The following is an 18,563-nucleotide window of genomic DNA, read 5'->3' on the forward strand; positions in this document are numbered from 1 at the left end:
TCACCCGTCTCCGGTAGTGCGGCGTCCGCGCCGCGGGTCTGGTGCTCCTGCGCGCCGCCCTACGACGGCCGTGGCGTCACGCCCAGAGGAAGAGACTGTCGCCGGACGTCACCTCGCCGTCGGCGCGGACACCGGAAAGGGAGGCGGCCGCAGCCTCGAGCGCCACCACCGGGGACACCGGGGACTTGCCCGCGGCCTCGACGGCCGCCGGGTTCCAGCGCACCACGCCCTGGCCGCGGACCACGGTGTCGCCCTTGCCGACGAGGAGTTCGAAGCCATCGCCGCCCAACTGCACCGTGTCGATGCCGAGATGGGTGAGCACGCCGTGTCCTTCGGCGTCGACCACCACGAAGGCGTGGTGATGCAGGGACAGCACAACACCGTCGACGGGCGCGACCGCCTCCTGCGGCTCCCTGACCGGATCGATGGCGGTGCCCGGACCGACCATCGCCGCCGAGAAGACGGGGTCCGGCACTGCCGCCAAGCCGACGGCGCGCCCGGCAAGCGGTGACGTCACACTGGTCACGATGGCCCTCCTGAACAACGCGGCAGGCACCGACGGCCATGTCCGGCGCGGTGATGCTGCGATGGGATCGGTACGGCACAGCCCGCGGAGCCGTGCCGCGACCTGGTCCATGGGGGTACAGCGGACGCATGGCCTGCGCCGCTCAGTGGTGTAGACCAGTTCTAGCACGGAGGCCACCGCACAGGGAACCGCCGGGCGGTGATTTCCGCACCTGCCCCAGCCAAGGAACACCCACCTGACCTGCATCTTTGTGGCGTCACACAAAATTGGTCCAGTCCTGTGCGGCTTTTGTGTCGATATCTGAATGCCGAGCGGTCCTCAGACCGGCTGCTTGATGCTCTCGATGATGCGGGCGAAGCCCTCCGCACCGTGGCCCGCGTCGATCTGCCGTTGAATCAGTCCCTGGACCATGGCGACCACCTCGGTGCTGATGCCCTGCTCGGCGGTGGCGGCCACGAGGTGATCGAGGCTGGAGAACTCCAGGCTCTGCTGCCCTTCGACGGTGTAGTCGCCGCCGTCGATGACGGCCGCGAACCCCTCGAAGCCGCCGGTCATGGCGGTCAGCCACGGCGCGGCCATGGCGGCGAACTCCCCCGCTGTCACACCGGCCGGTGCGACCATGGCGGCTCCGTGCAGAAATCCGGCGAACATGACGTACATGCCCGCCAGCAGGGCGAGGTCGTAGAGGGAAGCCAGTCCGGCGTCCGCACCGAAGTAGGTGCTGGTTCCCCAGAGTTCGAGCAGTGACGTGTACCGCTGGAACACATCGGCCGATCCGCTGTAGAGGACCGACGCCCCGGGCCGGCCGATCATGTGCGGTACGGCCATGATGCCGCCGTCCAGGTAGGCCACCCCGGCGTCCGCGGCCCAGGCGGCCATGTTCCGTGACTGCTCCGGTGTGGTGGTCGTGACGTTGATCAGGGTGCGTCCGGCCAGGTCGCCGGAGAGCGGATCGAGCACCTCATGGACCGACGCGTGGTCCAGCAGACACGCGATCACCAGTTGGCCGGCCCGGACCGCGTCACGGGCCGTGGCGGCGGACCTCCCGCCCTGGGCCACGAGGTCGTCCGCCTTGCCGGAGGTGCGGTTCCAGACGGTGGTGGAATATCCGGCCTTCACCAGGGCACCCGCGAGGGCGCTGCCCATCGCGCCCAGTCCGAGAACGCTCACCTGGACGTCGTTGTCCGTTGTCATGATGTGGACTCCCTCTCGAGTTGATCGTTCGCTTCGATCCTCTCCGCCACCGATAGGGTTGACCAGTACGGACTATGAAGTCAGGTACTCACCATCGGGTAAGTACCTGGGAGGGGTTGGAGGGGCGGATGGCACGGTCAGCACGACGCGGTCCCTACTTCTGCGGTATCGACGCGGCGATGGACGTCGTCACGGGCAAGTGGAAGTCGCTGATCCTCTGGGAGTTGCACCACTACGGCACGCGGCGTTTCGCCGAGCTCCGGCGTGGGCTGCCAGGTGTCAGCGAGAAGATGCTGATTCAGCATCTGCGGGAGATGGAAGAAGACGGCCTCGTACATCGTGAGGTGTATCGCCAGGTGCCGCCGAAGGTCGAGTACTCACTGACCGAGCACGGCGTCTCGCTCAACGCCGCACTCGTCCCTCTGGGGCAGTGGGGCAGCGAACGCATACGGCGGATCGGGGCCGAAAAGGTCTCCGTCGGCCATGCCGACGGGATGGATCGGTGAGCGTTGACCGGTGAGCCGCGCCCCCGGCTGCCCGGCGCACGGACCCGCGCGGTCCACCGGAACGGCGGCGGGTCAGGCGTCGAAGCGGTGCCGCGCGGACTCGATGTGACCGAGGTACTGGTGGGTCCAGTCGCACATGGCGTGGACCGTCTCCCGCAGGGCTTGGGCCGGCTCGGTGAGGGTGTACTCGACCCGCGGTGGCACGGTGGGGTGCGCTCTCCGCTCCACCAAGCCGTTGCGCTCCAGCATGCGCAGATTCTGGGTGAGCATCTTGTGGCTGATCCCCTCGATCTCGTTCCGCAACTCGCCGAAGCGCAGAGTGCGTTCACCGAGCGCCTCGATGATCAGGAGCGCCCACTTGTTGGCGACGTCCGAGAAGATCTCCCGCGCCAAAGAGTCCGTGCGCGTCAGATCCGCTTCCTCGATCGAGCCCCTGAACTGCTTGGTCACCATAAGGTTCCTCAGTCACCAAAAAGTGCGTTCTTCCAGGTCAGCGTACACTCTCCTACAGTTCTCGAGTAACCACAAGAGACCACGGGCGTACGTGGTCCGGTGGCGGCGAGCCCACGGGCTCTCATGACAAGGAGACAGACATCATGGCCATCACTCTGGTGAACCCCAGCGGATTGCCGGAAATCGATGCCTACCGGCAGGTATCCATCGCCACGGGCTCGAAGCTGGTCTTCATCGCCGGGCAGGTCTCCTGGGACGCCGAGGGGACCACCGTCGGCGAAGGCGACCTCGCCGCCCAGGTCGAGCAGTGCTACCTCAACGTCGGCACCGCCCTGGCCGGGGTCGGTGCCTCCTTCGACGACGTGGCGAAGCTGACCGTCTACGTCGTCGACTGGACCCCCGACAAGATGCCCCTGTTCCTGGAGGGGGTCGCTCGGGCGGCCGCGAAGCTGGGGGTCACCCCGGTACCGCCGGGCACACTGCTGGGCGTAGCGGCACTGGACGTACCCGACCATCTGGTGGAGGTCGAGGCCACCGCGATCATCGACTGAACACGCTGCTCCTAGTCCTTACGGCCCGTCGCGGCCACGCCGAGCCCAAGACCGATCATGGTGAGCCCACCGGCGCCACCTACCATCGACAGACGCCGCGGCGAGCGAGCGAACCAACTCCGTGTGGTGCCCGCCACCAGTCCCCACACGCTGTCGCAGATCAGCGCGATGAGGTTGAAAACCAGGCCGAGCAGCAGCATCTGCACGGCCACATCGCCCTCGCCGCGGTCGACGAACTGCGGAAGGACGGCGGCGAAGAAGATGATGGTCTTGGGGTTGGTGACACCGACCGCGAACCCCTCCCAGAAGGTGCGCCGACTTCCCTGGGCGGCACCATCGGGTGAGCGGAAAGCCGAGAGCATCGACTTCCGCTGTCGCACCGCCTTGATTCCCAGATAGATCAAATAGGCGGCGCCGCCCAGTTTGAGCGTGGTGAAGACGATGACCGACCGCTCGACCACCGTTCCAATGCCGAGTGCCACGGCTACCACCAGCACATACGCCCCCACCGTATTTCCGGCGACCGTGGTGAGCGCGGCACGGCGACCCTGCGCCAATGCCCGCCCGATCACAAAGAGGACACTGGGGCCGGGAACAATGATGAGCAGGAATGACGCGGCCGCGAATACGGCCAGACGATCTGGAGAGACCATGCGGCGATCGTAGTCAGGGCACCCGCCGGCTCCAACCCAATTTCTCCGGACCTGCTCCCGGCTGACATTTCCGTGCCGAAGGGCTGTGGCGGCCTGCCGCCCCGCGGAACGGCCTCCCCCGCGGGGCGGTCTCCCCGCGGCCTTCTTCGGGAGACTTTGAAGTGACCTCCCTGATTCTGAAGCGGCGAGGCGCGGACCATACCCTGGCATCGGGAGGGAGGGAAGGAAGTCCGTATCTCGCCAATGGGCATTCACACTTGATACGGAACAAGTGAATTCTGTACGGCTCGGCCCGACGATGTTCCGGTGGCCGCTGCGAGAAAATTCCGCTCGCTGTGCGGTGAACACGGAAGTGCCCCGAGCCGCCGAACCGCACGGGGACCTCCTCTCCGGACAGTGACCACCCTGCCGGTCCTTCCCGTGTCCGGCCGGGGTCGCAAGGACCCCGGCCGACGGGTGAGGGCGGGAGGGCCCTCAATCGGCCGCCGTGGCTTCGGTGGCGCAGGAAGGGTGGCCCCAGCCATCGGGGTTCTTCATGATCGTGTCGCCCTTCCCGTAGGGCGTACCGCAGCGGCACCGGCCGGGGAACTTCGCCTTGACGGACGCCTTCGAGCGGGTGCCGCTCCCCCGCTGTGCCGCCGTCTTGCGGGGGCGCGTCGCGCCGGTCCGGCCCGAGCGCGCCGTCGGCGCCTCGGGCGGCGGCAGGGCGGATCCGAGGGAGGTTCCCGCGGGCTGCTGGGTGCGGGCCGTGTGGCTGGCCGCCTGGTCCGCGGCCGCGTTGAACGGGTCGCCATCGACCTGGTGCGCGGCCACGTGGACGAACTCCACCGCCCGGCCGTCCAGGAGCTCGTCGATACGCATCACCAGCTCACGGTTGGCCACCGGTGAGCCCGAGGCGGTCTTCCATCCCTTCCTCCGCCATCCGGGCAGCCAGGTGGTGACCGCCTTCATCGCGTACTGGGAGTCCATCCGCACTTGCAGGGGCCGGTCCGCGTCGATGGTCTCCAACAGCTTCAGCAACGCGGTCAGTTCGGCCACGTTGTTGGTGGCGGTGCCCAGTGGCCCCGCCTCCCAGCGTGCCACCGTGCCCTCACTGTCCGCGATGACCCATGCCCAGGCCGCGGGCCCGGGGTTTCCCTTCGATGCCCCGTCACACGCGGCGATGATCTGTTCAGCCATACGCCGATACTGCCAGCACCCGGCCCCCGGTGGGGTGACGCGCCGAGGCGTCGGTTCAGGAGGGTGCGGACGGCGGGGGTGCAGAGCTCGATGACCTCGTCGGGGATGAGGACGCGGCCGAGGGGATGGGGAGCACATAACGGGCCGTGGCGAGACCGATGAACTGGGCCGACAGCAGTCCGAGTCCGCGCTCGTAGCCGCGCTCGGCGAACTGCTCACGGGCGGCTTTGAGGATCGCGGCCCGGGTGGCGTCGGACCCTCTGGGGCGTCGGTGCGGGGCTCGGCCGCGACCCCCTGCCATCGCTCATGCCCATGACTGCAAGTCCACAAGTGTCGGCCCCCAACCTGCTCCGGAGCGTACCGCGCAGCGGGCAGTACGGTGGTTCACCACAGGCATGCGTGAGGTGCTGCGCATGAGCCAGTGGTGGTGGCCGCCTCGCTGGTGTCCACGTCGGCGTAGTGTCCGCCCAGCGGCCCTCCCGGCGGGATCCTCAGCCCTGTACGGGGTCGGCGGCCGGTGTCCCGGCCGGGGTGGAGACGGGCGTAGGCGGCTTCGACCGCTCGGCCCACCGCACCACCGGTCCCATCGCGTACGACGCGGCGACGAACAGCCCGCCCAGCACCAGCCACCCCGGCGCACCCCAGGTGACCAGCAGTGCCGTGAGCAGCAGGAGTCCCGCCGTGCGGGCCACGGTGAGCCCCGTGCCGAAGAAGCCCTGGTACTCACCGACCCGGCCGTCGGGCGCGAGGCCGAAGGCGATCCGCCACGACCCGGCCGAGTGCAGCATCTCCCCCACCACGTGCAGCACCGCGCCCGCGAGCAGCACCACCACGGCCACCCACACCGGCACAGCGGCCGCCGACAGCGCGAACACGACGCAGGACATCAGCAGGATCCACCCGGACCGGCGGACGGCGCCGACCGCCGTGCCCATCGAGGTGACCCCGCGTGCGGCGCGCACCTGGAACGCGGCCACGGCCAAGGTGTTGAGCAGGAACAGCGCGGACACCAGCCACTCCGGCGCGTGCGTGTGCTCGCTGATCCACAGCGGTATCCCGAGGCTGAGCAGCGGCATCCGCAGCAGCAGCACCGCGTTGAGCAGGGTGATCAGTGTGAACGTACGGTCCCGCAGCACCCCGAGCGCGGGTCCCCTCACCAGGGACACGGGGGCGACGACGGGCAGCCGCCTCAGCACCAGGGCACCCACCAGGAAGCTCACCGCGTCCACCGCGAAGACGGCGAGAAAATCCCAGCGCGTACCGTGGTACAGCGCGAAGCCGCCGAGCCCGGCGCCCACCGCGAGTCCCGCGTTGAGGGTCGACTGCAAATGGGCCAGTACGCCGGTCCGTTCACCGGGTGCGACGAGCCCGGCGAGCAGGGCCTGCCGGGCGGCCGCGAGCCCGGACTGCGCGACGGCGTAACAGCAGGCCGCCACCAGGAACGGCCAGAAGGACCGTATGGCGAGGAACGACGCCACCGATCCGCTGGTGGCCAGCGCGAGCAGCACCGCCGTGCCACGCGGTCCCCGGCGGTCGGCGAGGGTTCCGAGCGGCACACCCACCACCGCCCCGACCGCCCAGGCCATGGTGAGCCCGAGACCGGCCCGGGCCGGGTGGAGACCGACAACGGTGGTGAAGTACAGCGCGGAGGTGGTGTAAAACGCCCCGTCGCCAACGGAGTTGATGAGCTGGGCGAGAGCGAGGACCCGGGGCGGACCGGCGGGCGGCAGGATGCGGTGTGCGGTCACCGTCCGACCCTATGGGCCCGATGGCCCGTTCCCCAGGGCCATTTCGCCATCGATCGACTGGGCCATCTGCCGTGTGCGCGGGCTCTTGACCCGGGCAGGGGCCTCCCCCGTAGTTACCCACCGGTAAGGGCGCATGTGCGGCGGTGCGCGGCGCGGACCGGCACTGCGGACCCCCGCCATCATGGGCGTGGTGGCGGCAAAATTCCTGCCGCCACGTGACGTGCGCATCCTGGCATGCCCAATCGCCCGGTGCTGATCGCGGTCAACTCCGCCGCGGCGGTGGGTGTCGAGGTCCTGCTGAACCGGGCGGGCGTGCTGACCTGGGACTGGTCCTGGTGGCAGGCGAGCTTTCCGCTCTGTGTGTTCCTCCTCGGCTATGTGTCCTTCTTCATCGCCTGCTTCGCCGTCCACGACATGCGCACGGTGCGGGCCAAGGCCATCACGGTCACGGCCGTCCTCGGTGTGGACGCGGTCGCGCTGATCGTGTTCGGCGCGCTCGGCTGGCTGTGAAATGGTCGCCTTGGCGGAGGCCCCCGGCGGGCCCTGATCCTCGCCGGCGACCGGGCGGCGAGGAGTGTCTCCGCGCCCACCGGCCGGACGGGCTGACCCTCAAAGATCCACCGGACAGGACGCCATCCGTTCCGCGGGCGTGGCGAGCGGTCCAACGTACCGGCACGCCGCCCGGCTTACCGCACACCGGCGTGCGCCCGGCCAGTGCGGATGAACGCATCTGAGCTGGTGAAAAAGCCCGAGGTCACGGCCGTGCGGCCGGACGCACCATGCCGCGATGTTTGCTGCCGGGCCTACTGGTAACGCGGACATCATGGCCGAAACAAGGAACGCACGCACCAGTGACCGGAGCGCCACCGCGAACGCGAAGGCCACCGCCGCCAGGGCCAAGGAGACGACCGCCTCCAAGGCCAAGGAGGCGACGGACAAGGCCAAGGACACCGCGAAGGAGGCGGGAAACGCGACGACTCGGACCGCGAGTCGCGCCACCCACACCGCCGCGGAAAAGGCGCATGTCACTGCGGAAAAAGCGGTCGCCACCGGTCGTACGGTGGCGGTCGAGGCACCCAAGAAGGCCGCCGCGGCGGCCGGTACCGCCTGGATGGCGATCAAGGCGCGCAAAATCCTCACCGCCGCCACCGGTGCCGGAGCCGCAGCCACGGCCGCCGCGGTGGTTGTCCTCCGCCGACGCGCCGCTCGTCGCCGTCGCCCTCTGGCGCGGCTGACCGGCGGCCGGTTCGGCACCTGAGGTCAACCGTCGGTACGCGGTTTCCCTTCCGCGGTCTGCCGCCGTACGTTTCCGCCGTGCGTCCGCGCACACCGGCGCCGTACGCGACCGGGACCGCCCCACGTCGGCGAGGTGCTCGAAGACGTCGTGCACAGCCCCCTGCGCACACGTCGTCGGGCACCTCGTCGGTGTGTTCCCTCTGGCGGGAGGTTTCGGGAAGACGATGGACGTCGATCCGGAAGAGCTCTTCGGCAACGCGGACGTACCGGCGTGGCGCAATCGCGCGCTGCTCGTCTTCGACCGCGTTCCGATCCCGGCCGCCGTGTGCCGCACCGACGGGATCGTTCTGCTGGCGAATCCGGCCATGGCCGCCGAGTGGCAGACCACACCGGGCCGGCTGCGGGGCCGGCAGGTGCTGGAGCTGTTCCACCCCCGTTCCGTGGAGCAGGTCCAGCGCATCGTCGAGGCGGTACGCCATGGGCATCGCTCCCGCTATCCCGTCCTGGTGCACTGGTCCGGACCCGACGGGCGGGAGCGGCACGGGGAACTGACCGCGGACACGGTGAGCGATACCCCCGAGGCACCGCTGTGGCTGCTGGTGCTGCTGCGAGTGCTCGGCACCCGGGACACTCCTGAAGAGCCCACGCGACCTCGGTCGGAGAAGGTCACCGCCATGGAGCGGGCCATTCTGGCGCTCGCCGCGGGAGGTGCCACCACCGCCCAGATCGCCCGTGCGGTGGATCTGACCGTGGACGGGGTCAGCTATCACATCACCCGGCTCTCCCGGCGCTGGGGCGTGGCCAACCGTACGGCGCTGGTGGCCCGCGCCTATGTGCTGGGCGTCCTGGACCCCGGCGTCTGGCCCCCGACGGCGGAGCCGGCGCGCACGGAGGGGCACCGACCGGACGCCGGGCAGCCGTGAATCACCCACGCGCGGACGGCTCGGGGCTCTCCGCGCGGATACTGCGGCATCCGCGACAGGGCAAGAGCCAGGACGGCCGGGTCACTGCACATTCCGGTAGGAGCGGGGGTGCAGACGCCGTGTCAGGAACGCCACGCTGGAGGAAACGCCGTACCAACGGCGTCCACCCGCACGGCAGTTTCCGACTCCGGGGAAAGGCTCTCCATGACCGAGGTCATCCTCCCTCCGCACGACGGCGTCCACCCTGGCCTTCCCGTCCTCGACATCTCCGCGACCGGTATGACAGCCACCCCCACCCTGCTGGCCATGGACCAGGCACGGCGCCACGGGCCCGCTTTCATCCAGCGTCTCCACGGCAAGGACACCCTCTTCGTCAGCGGCCTGGACCTGGTCACCGAACTGGCCGACGAGCAGCGATTCAGCAAGGCGGTCGGCCAGGGTCTGCGCTACGTACGCGAGTTCACCGGCGACGGGCTGTTCACGGCCTTCAACGACGAACCCAACTGGGCCAAGGCGCATGACATCCTCATGCCCGCCTTCGCGCTGGGTTCGATGCGCACCTACCACCCGGTGATGCTGCGCGTCGCCCACCGGCTGATCGACACCTGGGACCGGCGCGCCGCCACCGGCTCCCCCGTGGACGTACCGGGCGACATGACCCGGATGACACTGGACACCATCGGACTGGCCGGATTCGGGTTCGACTTCGGCTCGTTCGACAGCGACGAGCCGCATCCGTTCGTCGATGCGATGGTGCGCTGTCTGGCCTGGGCGATGGCCGGGCTGAGCCGGAAGCCGGGGGTCGACTACAGCGAGCGCGACGAGGCGTTCCGCCTGGACGCCGACTACCTGGCCTCGGTGGTGGACGAGGTCATCGCGGCACGTAACGCCCCTGGCGGCACACCGGACGAGGACCCCGATGACCTGCTGGGGCTGATGCTCCGTGCCGCGCACCCCGCCGACGCCACCACCCTGGACGAGGAGAACATCCGCAACCAGATCATCACCTTCCTGATCGCGGGCCACGAGACGACCTCCGGCACCCTGGCGTTCGCCCTCCACTTCCTGGCCAGACATCCGACCGTGCTGGACCTGGTCCGCCGCGAGGTGGACGGGCTGTGGGGTGCCACCGCCGACCCCGAGCCGACGTTCGAGGACATCGGCAGGCTGCGCTACACCGGCAGGTGCTGCACGAGACGCTGCGGCTGTGGCCGGCCGCCCCGTCGTTCACCCGCACCCCACGCCAGGACACCCTGCTGGGCGGCCGGATACCACTGCGGGCCGGGCAGGACGTCCGGGTGCTCACCACGATGCTGCACCGCGACCCGGTCTGGGGCGACAACCCGGAGCTGTTCGACCCCGCCCGGTTCTCCCCCGCGGCGGAGGCGGCGCGTTCACCGCATGCGTTCAAGCCGTTCGGAACGGGTGAACGCGCCTGTATCGGGCGGCAGTTCGCCCTGCACGAGGCGACCATGCTGCTCGGCATGCTCGTCCACCGCTACCGGCTGGTCGACCAGGACAACTACCGGCTGCGCATCAAGCAGACGCTCACCATCAAGCCCGAGGGCCTCACCCTGACCCTCGTACCGCGCACCCCCGCCGACCGCGCCCACCGCGGCAGCGGGCTTCCCACCGACACCGCCGACACCGCCGCCACCTCACCGCACACCGCTCCGGCCGACGACCGGTCGCTTCCCACCCAGGTGCGGCCGGACACCGGACTGCTGCTGCTCCACGGCTCCAACTACGGCACCTGCCGCGACCTCTCCGCCCGGCTCGCCGACACCGCCGGGGACCTCGGCTGCGACACGGCGTGCGCTCCGCTGGACACCCACACCGGCGCACTGCCCACCGACCGGCCCGTGGTCATCACCGCCGCCTCCTACAACGGACAGCCCACGGACGACGCCTCCGCCTTCGTACGGTGGCTGGAGAACGCCGGCCCCGGTGCGGCGGACGGTGTCACCTACGCCGTCCTGGGTGTCGGCGACCGCAACTGGTCCGCCACCTACCAGCGCGTCCCCACCCTGATCGACGAACGGCTCGCGGCCCTCGGCGGCACCCGCCTGCTGGCGCGCACCGAGGCCGACGCCTCGGGTGATCTGGCCGGATCGGTGAAGGAGTTCACCGCCGCGCTGCGCACCGCCCTGCTGGCACACGCCGGGGACCAGGACAGCGTCGGCACCCAGCACGAGGAGGGGTCCGAGGACGGCCCCGGCTACACGGTCACCGAGGTGACCGGCGGCCCCCTGGACGCGCTGGCCGCCCGCCACGGGATGGCGGAGCTGACGGTCACCGCTGCGGACAGCCTCAGCGACCCGGCGTATCCGCGGGTGAAACGCCTGGTCCGGCTGGCCCTTCCGGACGGCGTGGCCTACCGCACCGCGGACCATCTGGCGGTGCTCCCGGCCAACGCCCCCGGCCTCGTGGAACGCGCGGCCCGCATCCTGGGCGCCGACCCGGACACGGTCGTTCACATCACTTCGCGCCGTCCGCGCCACGACGGTCTCGCCATCGACCGGCCACTGACCGTCCGTGAGCTGCTCACCCGCCATGTCGAGCTCCAGGACCGCCCGACCGCCGATCAGTTCGCCACCCTGGCCGAGCTCAACCCCTGCCCGCCGGAACGGACGGCGCTGCTGAGGCTGGCAGAGGACACGGCGGCGCGCTCCGCCGACCACCGCAGCGTGCTGGATCTGATCGAGGACCACCCGGCCCTGCGAGAGGCCGTCACCCTGCCGGTGGCGCTGGAGCTGCTGCCACCGATCCGGCCCCGCCACTACTCCATCTCCTCCTCGCCCGCTGTCGACCCGGGCGGTGTCGACCTGATGGTGTCGGTGCTGCGGGCACCCGCGCGATCCGGACGCGGCACCTTCCACGGCGTCGGGTCCGGCCATCTGGCCTCCGTGCGCCCGGGCGACACCGTGCTGGCCAGGGTCCAGCCGTGCCGTGCGGCGTTCCGGATCCGCCACGACGCGGACACCCCGGTCATCATGGTCGCGGCCGGAACCGGTCTTGCCCCGTTCCGCGGCGCCATCGCCGACCGCCGCGCCCTGGTGACGAGTGGTGCCGTACTCGCCCCGGCGCTGTGCTACGTCGGCTGTGACGCTCCGGACGCCGACTTCCTGCACGCCGGGGAGTTGCACACCGCGGAGCGGGCCGGTGCCGTCTCGCTGCGGCCCGTCTTCAGCGAAGCACCGGTCGGCGGACTGCGGTTCGTCCAGGACCGCATCGCCGCCGAGGGCGACGAGGTGTGGCGGCTGCTGACCTCGGGAGCGAAGGTGTACGTGTGCGGTGACGGCAGCCGTATGGCACCGGGTGTACGCGACGCCTTCCGGGCCCTGTACACGCGCCACGCGCCGGGTGCCGGGGAGGACGAAGCACACGACTGGCTGCGGGCGTTGACGGATCGGGGCCGGTACGTCGAGGACGTCTACGCGGGCTGACGGCGGGACGGGGAGCGCGGCCGGTCACAGTACGGCGGCGCTCTCCAGCACGGTATCCACCTCCTGCCGCGCCGCCCGCTCGGGGGACTGGGCGACACCGAGGAGGAAGGCCGCGCGGTCGTCGCGCACCGAGACCAGCGTCAGCCGCAGATGGTGGTCGGTACCGCCGTCATGCACGGTCAGGGCCACCGTGTGCGCGGGACGGTCGCCCACCTCGACCGCCTGGGACTCCTCCAGCGCCGACCTGCCGTCCGGGTAGAAGAACTCCGCGTTCGAGCGCGCCGCGTCCTCCGCACGCTGCCGCAGGGCGGAGGACGGTACGGGCCCGCCACGTCCGGCGAGGACCACACTGCCGTCGTCCTCGGTGTCCTCCTCGGCGCCTGGGGTGTCCTTGGCGGGACGCATCGTGATGGACGAGGTGAAGGCGTCGAGCAGGTCGCCGCTGTCCCGCTGCCAGCCCTCCGGGATTCCGTACGACAGTCCCGCCGCCCGGTCCGTCACCCGGGGCCGCCCGGCCAGCGGCGATCCGTCCTCGTCGTGCGTCAGCCACCAGGTGGCGCCGGCTCCGGCCGCCAGGAGGAGGAGCACCGCGATGACTCCGGCCACCGGGCCCCGCCGGCCCCGCCGCGGGGCGGTGGGAGGCGGAGGCGGTTGGCCGGGGGCGGGCGGGGTGGGCCATGTGGCTTCGTGCGGGGCCGTTGTCATGGGGTCAGTATCCGGGGGTTGGCCGGGCCCGGACCTGAGCGCTGCTACTCAGACGGCTACTCAGTTCGCCGTGCGGACGGCGTTGCATCGAGCCCCGGGCACCGTACCGGCCGGTGCGTCGTCGCTTCGGCCGCGTGGAGGACGGCGAGGGCCATGACGAGTGTCCAGACCTGTGGCGCGAACGCCGCGACCCGCTCCATACCGCCGAGGCCGATACCGGGGCCGTGCTGGGCGAAGAACATCCAGGCCCCGAGCATCGCGGTGACGGCGATACCGAGGGTCATGGCCCGCAGACGCCCCAGCACGGAGTCCTCGCGGACGCATCCGGCGCACAGGAGGCCGATGTTGCCCAGGCCCATGATGAGGAGCGCTCCGAGGACATGCAGGTCCTCGTTGACGTCGGCGGGCACCATCCCCACCAGGACCCAGCCCCCGGCGCTGATGACGCACAGGATCCGGGCGGTCCACGCCATCGCGCCCCGGCCCCAGGCGAATCCGGTCAGCAGGACGCCGGTGAACAGCAGGACACCCTGGGCGACGAACGAGGTGTTCATGAGGGTGTGCAGCGGTGAGCAGACGTAGCGGGGACGGGACTCGTCCCACATCCGGCAGTGGACATTGCCCAGATCGCTGATGTTGTTGCGCTTCCAGCTGTAGGGCGTACGCCAGCGGGACCCCACGATCAGCTGGACGACCAGGAACTGCGCCGCGTTCAGGATCCAGGCGGCGGCGCCGGCTCTGGCGGCCAGCTGCCCGCGGGGTCCGGGGCTCGGTACGAACGTCGACTTCACGACTGCCTCTCCGTGCTGATGGCTCGGTCCCGCGCGGGCGGAACCCGCGCGGGAGGGTCGTGTGTCACGTTCGCAGTCGGGGCCGGTCCGCACATCGCTGCGGGGAGTGAGGTGCGGACCCCTCCGGGCGGGGAGACCGCCTGGCTCTTCCGGGGGAGGTCAGGCACTCAGGGGCGCCGGCCGGTGTCCGGGGCGGGTGCCGGCGGGGCGCCGTCGGTCGGCGGAGTGGTCACCTCCTGGGGCCTGTTGGGATCGGGCCCGCCGGGGTCGGGCACACCGGGCTCGGGCAGTGTGCGCAGCAGGAGCCAGCCGACGGCGGGCAGGACGATCAGGGGCATCAGGGCGGTGTGCAGCGACGTGGCGTCCGCGAGGGCGCCGATGGCCGGGCTCGCGATGCCGCCGATGCTGACGGCCAGGCCCAGGGTGACACCACTGGCCGTTCCCATCCGCCGCGGCAAGTAGTCCTGGCCGAGGGTGACATGGAGGGAGAAAGGCACATAGAGCCCGGCAGAGGTGAGCGCGACGAAGACATAGAGCGGCGGGCCGGGGACGAACACCACTCCGGCGACGGCGGGGACCGTCAGGGCGTAGGACCACCGTACGACCCTGACACGCTGGTAGCGGGCGGCGAGTCTGCCGCCGGCCACGGTGCCCACCGCGCCGCCGAGGTAGAGCACGAAGAGGGCGGCGGTGCCGGAGGCGCTGCCCGCGCCGGTGCGCTGGCGAACGTAGAGCGAGATGAAGGTGCTCAGGCCGACGAAGACGGTCGAGCGGCACACGATGGCCCCGGTGAGCTTGGTGAAGGACGCCCAGTCGTCGCCGGCGGCGGCGGTGGCGGCGGTGGCGGTGGCGGCGGTGGCGGTGGCGGGTGTGGCGGCGGCGGGTGTGGCGGCGGCGGGTGTGCGCACCGACCGCAGTGCAGTCGCGCACAGCGCCGCACCGGCGAGGGCGGGCACGGCCAGCAGGGGCGAGGCATGCAGTCCGGCGGTGGCGACGACGGCGGAGACCATCAGCGGGGCGAGGGCGAAGCCGATGTTGCCGCCGAGGGAGAACCAGCTCATCGCGGTGTGGCTGCCGCGGCTGACGTCACGGGCGACCCGGGCCGCCTCGGGGTGGTACGCGGCGACACCGATACCGGTCACCGCGACGGCGAGGAGGGTGAGGGCGTAGGAGCCGCCGAGACCGCTCAGGGCGACGCCCGCCCCGGCCGCCAGGGTGCTCACCGGCAGCAGCCACGGCATGGCCCAGCGGTCGGTGAGCGCGCCGAACAGCGGCTGGACCACGGACGACAGCAGGGTGGCGGCGAGCACGACGCCGGAGGCCGCGGCATAGGTGTACGCCCGCTCGGAGACGAAGAACGGCACCAGCGCGGCCACCGCTCCCTGGTAGATGTCCACGCAGGCGTGTCCGACGGACATCAGCGTGATGGGCCGGTGACGTGGCGGGATCCTGGTTGTTGACACCCTCCGATCGTGTGCCGGTGGCGGGGTGTCCCGCTTCCGATAAAGTGCCAATCGATGCCGGATATCCGCCACACACCGAAGGCCCCGACCCGCGCCCGGACGCTGGCTCCCGGGGAAGGCATCGACGCGCACCGCCACGACGAGCACCAGATCATCTACGCGGGCTCCGGCGTGGTGGCGGTCACCACCGACGCGGGCACCTGGTTCGCGCCCGGCACCCGCGCCCTCTGGGTTCCGGCGGGCACCGTCCACGCCCACCGCGCCCACGGCACCCTCGATCTGCACCTGGTGGGTATGCCCGCCGATGACAACCCACTCCATCTGGACGCCCCGACCGCGCTCAGCGTCAGCCCGCTGCTCCGTGAGCTGATCCTCGCCTACACCCGCTCCCCCGACGACACCAGTGCCGAACGCCGCCGTCTGCGGGCCGTGCTGCGCGACCAGTTGCGCGCCTCGCCCCAGCGGCCCGTACACCTGCCGACGCCGAGCGATCCCCGGCTGGCGGCCGTCTGCGCCCTTGTCCACGGCCACCCGGACGACCCGCGCACCCTGGCCGCGCTGGGCGCGGCGACCGGTGTCGGCGAGCGCACCCTCAGCCGCCTGTTCCGCTCCGAGCTCGGTATGACGTTTCCCCAGTGGCGCACCCAGTCGCGGCTCTACCACGCGCTGCGCATGCTGGCCGACGACGCGCCCGTCACCACCGTGGCCCACCGCTGCGGATGGTCGTCGACCAGCGCGTTCATCGATGTATTCCGCCGTTCCTTCGGCTACACCCCCGGCACCCACAACCGCCGCCCCTGAACGGCGCGCACCAGGAGTGCCGGTGCGGTGAGCTCAGCGATCCCGTCCGTCCCGCCACGCATGGCGCGGTGTGTCGCGTGGACCCGCGGCGGCGGGCTCCCTCGAGCTCGGCCCGGTCTCCGAGAACCTGTGCCGTTATCCGCGAACTGGTCCATCCTGGCCGCCGTGGTCCCGCCCGCGCGGCCGGGGTGATGGAACAGACCGGGGTTGAGCTCTTCGGCCACCAGCGCGTCCTGGATCCACTCCACCAGCCAGTCGGCCATAGCGACGATCATGTCGATGGCGATGTCGCCGCGGACCTCGCCCCGTTCGATGCCGAACCGCACAAGGCGAAGGTCCCGTAGGGGTCCTCCTCCGCGAGAAACCGGTTGATCTCCCGCTTGACCGGCAGCTCCACGGCATGTGAACCGAGCGGGGCCACCCGGTAGGGCACCCAATCCTCCTGGGGGCTGACGCCATGTCGGCAGAACGCCGCTTCGGCCAACCGTTCACAGGAGGGCAAACCGGTCTTTGCCGTCACCAACCGTTCCACCACCGGATCCTTCACCTCCACCGTCGACACCCAGACCGCCTCCTCCTTCCAGGGCCACCGCTTCGGACCGGCCACGCACCACGCGACCATCGCCCCCCCTGGAGCGGGCCGGAGCCCACGCTGACCGTGCCGCCGCTGTCCGTGGAGTTCTGGGTCCGCGCCCACTGACCGGACCGCTCAGTCCTGGCCGCCGGAGCTCGGGTGAAGGTGGTCCTTCCACAGCTCGCGCTCGGTGCCGCGCGGATCGTCGACGGTTTCGTTCGACGGCTCGTTGTCGCGTCGGAAGACCATGACGGGCCGTCGGATGGTGTCGTACGGCGCCCAGCCGGCCGGCCGGCCGGTACGCGCGAACTCCACCCAACGGCCGTGCAGGGCATCGGCCAGCTCCTGGGGCGGGCTGTCGCCGGTGAACATGGCGCTGTCGGGGTTGTCGAGCGTGTCCCAGGCGAACGGCAGTGGCAGGCTGTGGCAGGCGCCCAGCTTGACGCCGAGCGGATTGGGCGCGGTGTCGGTGCGCCAGCCGAATTCGAAGAGGTAGGTGGCGGCGGTGGCGTCCGCGCGGGCTTCGGCGGCCCGGATCGTGGGGATGCGGAACATCCGGTCGGTGAGCACCGCGCAGGCGATGCCCGAGGGCATGTTGCGGGTGTAGGGCGGGATGTCGTGCTCGGCGTAGCGGTCGTAGAAGTCGGCCGGGACACCGTACGCCGCCAGGCGGTCGCGGAAGGGCTTCTCATCGGGGCAGCCCACCAGCGAGGTGGGCACGACGAGGATGCGGAACTCTTCGGTGGTGGTCCCCATGAGCAGCGGAGTGTCCTGTCCGGCGCCCTCGGCGAGCGCGTCGAGCGGTGCGCGGTGGAGGAGTTCGCCGTCGATGACGGGCATCAGGACCAGCCCGCAGGAGGCGATGGTGGACGCGCCGAACCGCTCCGGGTCGGCGGTGGCCGCGATGTCCTCGCTCACGGCCTCCTGGACGAGGAGGAGGTCGTGGACCGGCAAGGCGGCCAGGGCCTCGGCAGTGGGCTCGATCCGCAGCCGCTCGGCGACCTCGGCGGTGACCAGGGCGGCGTCCTCACGGGTCTGGACGATCTGGGCGGAGCCGCTTTCGGCGATGGCCTTGTGGAACAGGCCGGTGCCCAGGGAGAGCAGGGTGAGCACGCTCATGGCACCGGCGGACTCGCCCGCGACGGTGACGTTGCCGGGGTCCCCGCCGAAGTGCGCGATGTTGTCCCGCACCCACTCCAGAGCGGCGATCTGATCGAGCAGACCGCGGTTGGCGGGAACGGGCGCGTCCGCGACATAGCCGAAACCCTCCACGCCGAGGCGGTAGTTGACGCTCACGCAGACCACGCCGTCGCGGGCGAAGGTGGCGCCGTTGTAAGCGGTCACGGCGTTGGAGCCGGTGGTGAAACCGCCGCCGTGGATCCACACCAGCACCGGCGCGCCGGTCGCGCCGGGGTCCGGCGTCCACACGTTCAGGTTCAGATACTCCTCGCCCTCGACGACCGGGTTGAGGAAGAGTTCACCCAGCTTGCCCTTCATCGGCAGCTGCGGCGGGGTGGCGCCGAAGGTGTGAGCGGCACGTACGCCGGTCCACGACACGGGCGGATCGGGTGCCGCGAACCGCTTGATGCCCCGCGGCGCGGCGGCGTACGGGATGCCGAGGAAACGGGCGATCCCGTTCTCGACGAGGCCGGACACCGTGCCGTACGCGGTTGCGACATGGATCGTGGTGCTCTCGGACATACGGCTCCCGGGCCGGACGCGGATGGTACGCCCCGCGCGCGGGCGGCCCTCCCCGGCACGGCTCGACCCGGGGTGACCCGTGCACCCCGAGCGAGGTGACGCTACCCAGTGCC

Annotated in this window: 18 protein-coding genes and 1 pseudogene; 7 read left to right on the forward strand and 12 right to left on the reverse strand. The window is 70.9% G+C overall.

The features are described from left to right. Positions 1–76: 76 nt before the first annotated feature. Together HUT19_RS03150 and HUT19_RS03155 are read right to left on the reverse strand one after the other, a co-directional pair. Positions 77–526 carry a PTS glucose transporter subunit IIA gene (locus HUT19_RS03150; RefSeq protein ID WP_176178950.1) on the reverse strand — a complete coding sequence of 150 codons (450 nt, stop codon included), beginning with the start codon at positions 524–526 and terminating at the stop codon, positions 77–79. Between the two features lie 318 nt (positions 527–844). Further along, positions 845–1,720, reverse strand: coding sequence for an NAD(P)-dependent oxidoreductase (locus tag HUT19_RS03155; protein ID WP_176178951.1), 876 nt, complete (start codon positions 1,718–1,720; stop codon positions 845–847). 128 nt (positions 1,721–1,848) lie between these two features. On the opposite strand from HUT19_RS03155, the gene HUT19_RS03160 reads away from it, so the two are divergent. Then, on the forward strand, positions 1,849–2,226 hold the full coding sequence (locus HUT19_RS03160) for a helix-turn-helix domain-containing protein (RefSeq protein ID WP_176178952.1): 378 nt from the start codon (positions 1,849–1,851) through the stop codon (positions 2,224–2,226). 72 nt (positions 2,227–2,298) lie between these two features. Here HUT19_RS03160 and HUT19_RS03165 read toward each other — a convergent pair whose 3' ends face one another. Beyond that, on the reverse strand, positions 2,299–2,679 hold the full coding sequence (locus HUT19_RS03165) for a helix-turn-helix domain-containing protein (protein ID WP_176178953.1): 381 nt from the start codon (positions 2,677–2,679) through the stop codon (positions 2,299–2,301). 143 nt (positions 2,680–2,822) lie between these two features. Here HUT19_RS03165 and HUT19_RS03170 point away from each other — a divergent pair, with 143 nt between their 5' ends. After that, a complete protein-coding gene (locus tag HUT19_RS03170; protein ID WP_176178954.1) occupies positions 2,823–3,230 on the forward strand; it encodes a RidA family protein in 408 nt (135 codons plus the stop codon). 11 nt (positions 3,231–3,241) lie between these two features. Here HUT19_RS03170 and HUT19_RS03175 read toward each other — a convergent pair whose 3' ends face one another. The 3 genes from HUT19_RS03175 to HUT19_RS03185 form a co-directional block, all read right to left on the reverse strand. Then, positions 3,242–3,883 carry a LysE family translocator gene (locus HUT19_RS03175; protein WP_176178955.1) on the reverse strand — a complete coding sequence of 214 codons (642 nt, stop codon included), beginning with the start codon at positions 3,881–3,883 and terminating at the stop codon, positions 3,242–3,244. A 474-nt stretch (positions 3,884–4,357) separates the two neighbouring features. Beyond that, a complete protein-coding gene (locus HUT19_RS03180) occupies positions 4,358–5,062 on the reverse strand; it encodes a ribonuclease H (RefSeq protein ID WP_176178956.1) in 705 nt (234 codons plus the stop codon). A 491-nt stretch (positions 5,063–5,553) separates the two neighbouring features. Beyond that, positions 5,554–6,810 carry an MFS transporter gene (locus tag HUT19_RS03185; protein ID WP_176178957.1) on the reverse strand — a complete coding sequence of 419 codons (1,257 nt, stop codon included), beginning with the start codon at positions 6,808–6,810 and terminating at the stop codon, positions 5,554–5,556. 234 nt (positions 6,811–7,044) lie between these two features. Here HUT19_RS03185 and HUT19_RS03190 point away from each other — a divergent pair, with 234 nt between their 5' ends. The 4 genes and pseudogenes from HUT19_RS03190 to HUT19_RS03205 all read left to right on the forward strand — a co-directional run bounded on the left by HUT19_RS03190 (position 7,045) and on the right by HUT19_RS03205 (position 12,415). After that, positions 7,045–7,320: a hypothetical protein gene (locus tag HUT19_RS03190; protein ID WP_176178958.1), complete on the forward strand. Its 276-nt coding sequence runs from the start codon at positions 7,045–7,047 to the stop codon at positions 7,318–7,320. Positions 7,321–7,633: 313 nt separating this feature from the next. Further along, entirely contained in the window at positions 7,634–8,068 is a 435-nt protein-coding gene (locus HUT19_RS03195) for a hypothetical protein (RefSeq protein ID WP_176178959.1), read from the forward strand. A gap of 202 nt (positions 8,069–8,270) precedes the next feature. Then, on the forward strand, positions 8,271–8,969 hold the full coding sequence (locus HUT19_RS03200; RefSeq protein WP_176178960.1) for a PAS domain-containing protein: 699 nt from the start codon (positions 8,271–8,273) through the stop codon (positions 8,967–8,969). 204 nt (positions 8,970–9,173) lie between these two features. Then, positions 9,174–12,415: pseudogene (locus HUT19_RS03205) on the forward strand (bifunctional cytochrome P450/NADPH--P450 reductase). Between the two features lie 24 nt (positions 12,416–12,439). On the opposite strand, the gene HUT19_RS03210 reads toward HUT19_RS03205, so the two are convergent. The 3 genes from HUT19_RS03210 to HUT19_RS03220 all read right to left on the reverse strand — a co-directional run bounded on the left by HUT19_RS03210 (position 12,440) and on the right by HUT19_RS03220 (position 15,329). Next, a complete protein-coding gene (locus tag HUT19_RS03210) occupies positions 12,440–13,120 on the reverse strand; it encodes a hypothetical protein (protein WP_176178961.1) in 681 nt (226 codons plus the stop codon). A 56-nt stretch (positions 13,121–13,176) separates the two neighbouring features. Beyond that, positions 13,177–13,911 (reverse strand): DUF998 domain-containing protein, encoded by a 735-nt coding sequence (locus HUT19_RS03215; protein ID WP_176178962.1) that lies wholly within the window; start codon positions 13,909–13,911, stop codon positions 13,177–13,179. Positions 13,912–14,078: 167 nt separating this feature from the next. Further along, a complete protein-coding gene (locus HUT19_RS03220) occupies positions 14,079–15,329 on the reverse strand; it encodes an MFS transporter (protein ID WP_176178963.1) in 1,251 nt (416 codons plus the stop codon). A gap of 99 nt (positions 15,330–15,428) precedes the next feature. Here HUT19_RS03220 and HUT19_RS03225 point away from each other — a divergent pair, with 99 nt between their 5' ends. Beyond that, positions 15,429–16,175 (forward strand): helix-turn-helix transcriptional regulator, encoded by a 747-nt coding sequence (locus HUT19_RS03225; protein WP_176178964.1) that lies wholly within the window; start codon positions 15,429–15,431, stop codon positions 16,173–16,175. Here the strand turns inward: HUT19_RS03225 and HUT19_RS03230 are convergent. The 3 genes from HUT19_RS03230 to HUT19_RS03240 form a co-directional block, all read right to left on the reverse strand. After that, positions 16,142–16,501, reverse strand: coding sequence for a hypothetical protein (locus HUT19_RS03230; RefSeq protein WP_176178965.1), 360 nt, complete (start codon positions 16,499–16,501; stop codon positions 16,142–16,144). The genes HUT19_RS03225 and HUT19_RS03230 overlap by 34 nt on opposite strands. Further along, the gene (locus HUT19_RS03235) at positions 16,447–16,737 is read right to left on the reverse strand and encodes a hypothetical protein (RefSeq protein ID WP_176178966.1); all 291 of its coding nucleotides are present in this window, start codon (positions 16,735–16,737) and stop codon (positions 16,447–16,449) included. Before HUT19_RS03235 ends, HUT19_RS03230 begins: the two co-directional genes overlap by 55 nt. Positions 16,738–16,884: 147 nt before the next feature. Further along, positions 16,885–18,450 carry a carboxylesterase/lipase family protein gene (locus HUT19_RS03240; protein WP_176178967.1) on the reverse strand — a complete coding sequence of 522 codons (1,566 nt, stop codon included), beginning with the start codon at positions 18,448–18,450 and terminating at the stop codon, positions 16,885–16,887. Positions 18,451–18,563: the final 113 nt, after the last annotated feature.

Origin of the sequence: Streptomyces sp. NA02950 (assembly GCF_013364155.1) — a bacterium.
Lineage (GTDB): Bacteria > Actinomycetota > Actinomycetes > Streptomycetales > Streptomycetaceae > Streptomyces.

Excerpts from the sequence above, each read along its gene's own strand:
- HUT19_RS03170 (WP_176178954.1), top strand. The coding sequence starts at position 2,823 with ATGGCCATCACTCTGGTGAACCCCAGCGGATTGCCGGAAATCGATGCC.
- HUT19_RS03190 (WP_176178958.1), top strand. The coding sequence starts at position 7,045 with ATGCCCAATCGCCCGGTGCTGATCGCGGTCAACTCCGCCGCGGCGGTG.
- HUT19_RS03155 (WP_176178951.1), bottom strand. The coding sequence starts at position 1,720 with ATGACAACGGACAACGACGTCCAGGTGAGCGTTCTCGGACTGGGCGCG.
- HUT19_RS03160 (WP_176178952.1), top strand. The coding sequence starts at position 1,849 with ATGGCACGGTCAGCACGACGCGGTCCCTACTTCTGCGGTATCGACGCG.
- HUT19_RS03175 (WP_176178955.1), bottom strand. The coding sequence starts at position 3,883 with ATGGTCTCTCCAGATCGTCTGGCCGTATTCGCGGCCGCGTCATTCCTG.
- HUT19_RS03165 (WP_176178953.1), bottom strand. The coding sequence starts at position 2,679 with ATGGTGACCAAGCAGTTCAGGGGCTCGATCGAGGAAGCGGATCTGACG.
- HUT19_RS03240 (WP_176178967.1), bottom strand. The coding sequence starts at position 18,450 with ATGTCCGAGAGCACCACGATCCATGTCGCAACCGCGTACGGCACGGTG.
- HUT19_RS03180 (WP_176178956.1), bottom strand. The coding sequence starts at position 5,062 with ATGGCTGAACAGATCATCGCCGCGTGTGACGGGGCATCGAAGGGAAAC.
- HUT19_RS03220 (WP_176178963.1), bottom strand. The coding sequence starts at position 15,329 with ATGTCCGTCGGACACGCCTGCGTGGACATCTACCAGGGAGCGGTGGCC.
- HUT19_RS03225 (WP_176178964.1), top strand. The coding sequence starts at position 15,429 with ATGCCGGATATCCGCCACACACCGAAGGCCCCGACCCGCGCCCGGACG.
- HUT19_RS03200 (WP_176178960.1), top strand. The coding sequence starts at position 8,271 with ATGGACGTCGATCCGGAAGAGCTCTTCGGCAACGCGGACGTACCGGCG.
- HUT19_RS03195 (WP_176178959.1), top strand. The coding sequence starts at position 7,634 with ATGGCCGAAACAAGGAACGCACGCACCAGTGACCGGAGCGCCACCGCG.
- HUT19_RS03210 (WP_176178961.1), bottom strand. The coding sequence starts at position 13,120 with ATGACAACGGCCCCGCACGAAGCCACATGGCCCACCCCGCCCGCCCCC.